The organism is Bradyrhizobium cosmicum (assembly GCF_032290525.1).
Classification (GTDB): Bacteria; Pseudomonadota; Alphaproteobacteria; order Rhizobiales; family Xanthobacteraceae; genus Bradyrhizobium; species Bradyrhizobium cosmicum_A.
In genome coordinates this window covers 1-3,390 of the sequence record NZ_JASXTA010000058.1, presented here as the reverse complement: position 1 = coordinate 3,390, position 3,390 = coordinate 1, and the positions used below count along the sequence as shown (strand labels likewise).

General features: G+C 63.7%; 3 protein-coding genes. All 3 read left to right on the top strand.

The features are described 5' to 3' along the window. The first annotated feature begins 114 nt into the window (after window positions 1-114). Genes QSV46_RS38935 through QSV46_RS38925 form a run of 3 tightly spaced genes read left to right on the top strand, consistent with a single transcriptional unit; the run spans window position 115 to window position 3,277 of the window. Window positions 115-1,356, top strand: coding sequence for a tyrosine-type recombinase/integrase (locus tag QSV46_RS38935; protein WP_314963985.1), 1,242 nt, complete (start codon window positions 115-117; stop codon window positions 1,354-1,356). Further along, on the top strand, window positions 1,353-2,279 hold the full coding sequence (locus tag QSV46_RS38930) for a tyrosine-type recombinase/integrase (RefSeq protein ID WP_314963984.1): 927 nt from the start codon (window positions 1,353-1,355) through the stop codon (window positions 2,277-2,279). Before QSV46_RS38935 ends, QSV46_RS38930 begins: the two co-directional genes overlap by 4 nt. Continuing rightward, the gene (locus tag QSV46_RS38925; RefSeq protein WP_314963983.1) at window positions 2,276-3,277 is read left to right on the top strand and encodes a tyrosine-type recombinase/integrase; all 1,002 of its coding nucleotides are present in this window, start codon (window positions 2,276-2,278) and stop codon (window positions 3,275-3,277) included. The genes QSV46_RS38930 and QSV46_RS38925 overlap by 4 nt, the downstream gene beginning before the upstream one ends. Window positions 3,278-3,390 lie beyond the last annotated feature (113 nt).

Below are 3,390 nucleotides of genomic sequence, written 5' to 3'. Positions count from 1 at the left end.
CCGCCGAACTATGCCGAGTCGGGTCGTTTTCCCCAGTTTTCTGGCTGACCGGCGTTTGGTCGGTTCGGCATAGTTCGTTCTGTGCCTCCGCTGTCAACAGCGGAGAACAGGAAGATGGAAGTTGAAGAGTACTTGGGCAGAAGCCGGCTGTACCGGCGTCTCAGAAGCGAGCCGCACGGACGGCTCGTCGAGTGCTACGCCGTTCGTCTCGTCGAAGAGAGGCTCGTTCGGCATGGCGCGTGGCGTTGCCTCAACGTAGTTGGCGGGCTCCTGAGTTGGATCGCGGGCCGTCGCTATAGGCTGATTGATCTCGATGAGCAGGTCGTTGAGCGGTACCTCCGACATCGAGGCGGGAGGCAATCTATCCAACCCGGTGACCGGGCAGCGCTCAAGCGATGGTTGTCGGTGCTGCGCGAGGAAGGCGCGATCGCGCCGTTGGTGCTACCGCCTCTCACCCCGCACGAACGGATCTTCAAGGAGTTCGATGCCTACCTGCGATCAGAGCGCGGCTTGGCCCCGAGGTCCATCGTACGCCATCTCCCGGTCATCCGCAGGTTTCTGCACGAGGTGTGCTCCGGCGGCGCCGCCGCCCTGGGCAAGATCAACCAAGAGGACGTGATCCGCTACATTGAGCGCCACGCCCAGGATTGGAGCCCGGGAACTGGCAAGGCGATGTGCTGGTCGTTGCGCGCCTTTCTCCGTTACCTCCACCATCGGGGGCTGAACGCGCGCCCGTTGGCGGATTGCGTTCCATCGATGCGGCGATGGAAGCTCGCAACTCTGCCGACCTATCTGCCTGCCGCACAGGTGCGGCAGGCTCTCGACGGTTGCGACCGAAAGACGGTGATGGGACGGCGCGACTACGCCATTCTGTTGTTGCTGGCCAAGCTCGGTCTGCGGGCCGACGAGGTCGCGACGCTCACGCTCGATGATATCGACTGGCGCGCCAGCGAGATACTCGTTCGCGCCAAGGGCCGACAGCGTGCACGGATGCCGATACCGCCAGACGTTGGCGCGGCCATCGTTGCATATCTGCGCAGTGGCCGCCCAAAGTCGTCGTGCCGACGGTTGTTCGTCCGCACACTCGCGCCGCACATCGGGTTTGCTTCCGGATGTGCGATCACCATGATCGCCAAGGCCGCCCTCGATCGCGTTGGAATCGAAGGTTGCGCACACCGCGGCGCCCATATCTTCCGACACAGTCTCGCTACCGAGCTTCTCCGATCTGGCGCGACCTTGTCGGAGATCGGACAGTTGCTGCGGCACGAGAACCACGACACTACCCGGATTTACGCGAAGGTCGATATCGATGCGTTGAGAACATTGAGCCTGCCCTGGCCGGGAGGCGTGCAATGACCAATCTGCGCGCCGCACTCGATAAGTACCTGAGCATGCGCAAGGGGTTTGGATACAAGTACGAGCACCAGACCCGTCGGCTCGCCGACTTCGTCGCCTTCATGGAGAAGCGCAAAGCCAGGATCATCACGACGAAGCTGGCAATGGAATGGGCAACGCTGCCGCCCGATCGTCATGCATCCTGGGCGCTGCGATTGAGCGACGTGCGCGGGTTCGCGCGCCATGTCGCCAACTTCGATCCGAGAACGGAGGTACCGCCCGTCGGCATGCTGCCCGGATGGAAGCGCGCCAAGCCCTATATCTACAGCGACGCGGAGATCGATGCGTTGCTGACGGCAGCGCTGGCTCTGCCGCCAGCGGGCGGGCTGCGCCGATGGACCTACCATACCCTGTTCGGGCTGATCGCGGTGACGGGCATGCGTATATCCGAGGCGATGGGCCTGGAGCGTGATGACGTCGACCTCGACGCCGGCGTGCTGACGGTCCGGCTGACCAAGTTCGGCAAGTCGCGGCTCGTGCCATTGCATCCGACGACGAGAACCGCGTTGCGCGACTACGCCCACCGGCGCGACGCGATGCTCGGATCACGCTGCGGCTCGACCTTCTTCGTTGCCGAACAGGGAGGCCGCTTGCTGCACCAGTACGTTCATCGCGTCTTCTGGCGATTGTCCCGAGAGATCGGGCTGCGGCGCCCAGGTGATCGCACCGGGCCACGCGTGCACGACTTCCGTCATCGCTTCGCCATCCGGACGCTGCTCGACTGGTATCGTGAAGGCAAGGACGTTGAGCAGCAACTCCCAGTGCTCTCCACTTACCTCGGCCACGCCTGCGTGCGTGATACTTACTGGTATCTCTCGGCCTGCCCCGAGTTGATGGAAGAAGCGGCGCGGCGTCTCGATCGGCGGTGGGAGGTGACGCCATGAAGCCCGCATGCAATGTCGCCACGTTGATCGAGCGCTTCTTCACCGAGCGCCTCATGCGCCAGCGCAATGTTAGCGCCAACACGATCGCCTCCTACAGGGACACGTTCCGGCTGCTGTTCATGTTCGCACAGGTGCAGCTGCGGAAGCCCCCATCGGCCCTGACGCTCACCGATTTGGACGCAACGTTCATCGGCGCGTTCCTCACCGATCTCGAGGTAAAGCGCGGCGCCAGCGCGAAGACGCGTAACCTGCGTCTGACCGCTATCCGATCCTTCTTCAGGTTCGTGTCCTTCGAGGAGCCGGCACACAGTGCGCTGATCCAGCGCGTGCTCGCCATACCGAGCAAGCGCCACGATAAGCGACAGGTGCACTTCCTGACGCGCCCCGAGATCGAGGCGGTTCTCGCAGCGCCCGATCGAACGACGTGGCTTGGCCGCCGCGATCACACCTTGCTGCTGGTCGCGGCCCAGACGGGCTTACGCCTCTCCGAGCTGACTGGCCTTGACCGGGATGCCGTCCACCTCGGGTCTGGCGCACACGTACGATGCGTCGGTAAAGGGCGGAAGGAGCGGACCACTCCGCTGACCACACTCGCTCGGTGTGCGCTCCAGGCATGGCTCAAGGAACCGTTACGGAAAGGAGCAACAGCGTTGTTCCCCAACGTGCACGGGGCCCGGCTCAGTGCCGACAGCGTCCAGTCGCTGCTGGGAAAGCATGTTCGTGTCGCTCACAAGAGTTGCCCGTCTTTGAAGGCCAAGAGCGTATCACCGCACGTGCTGAGGCACAGCGCTGCGATGGAACTGCTGCAAGCCGGCGTCGACTGCTCCGTGATCGCGCTGTGGCTCGGTCATGAATCGGTCGAGACGACGCAGACGTACCTGCACGCCCACCTCGCCCTCAAGGAAGCTGCCCTGGCGAAGCTCAAGCCCTACGAGCGCGGCAAACGCACCCGCTTCCAGCCGAACGACCGCCTGCTCGCCTTCCTGGAGGCGCTCTGAACGACCAGACTATGCCGAATGGAACGGGGCTCCCGTGCACGCGATCGACGATGCCAGCGTGACAACGACGTGCCATACCGGACCCGTTCGGCATAGTTCGGCGGGCGGCATAA

What these genes read in the sequence shown, in the direction of transcription:
- QSV46_RS38925 (WP_314963983.1), top strand. Translation starts at nt 2,276, where the DNA reads ATGAAGCCCGCATGCAATGTCGCCACGTTGATCGAGCGCTTCTTCACC.
- QSV46_RS38930 (WP_314963984.1), top strand. Translation starts at nt 1,353, where the DNA reads ATGACCAATCTGCGCGCCGCACTCGATAAGTACCTGAGCATGCGCAAG.
- QSV46_RS38935 (WP_314963985.1), top strand. Translation starts at nt 115, where the DNA reads ATGGAAGTTGAAGAGTACTTGGGCAGAAGCCGGCTGTACCGGCGTCTC.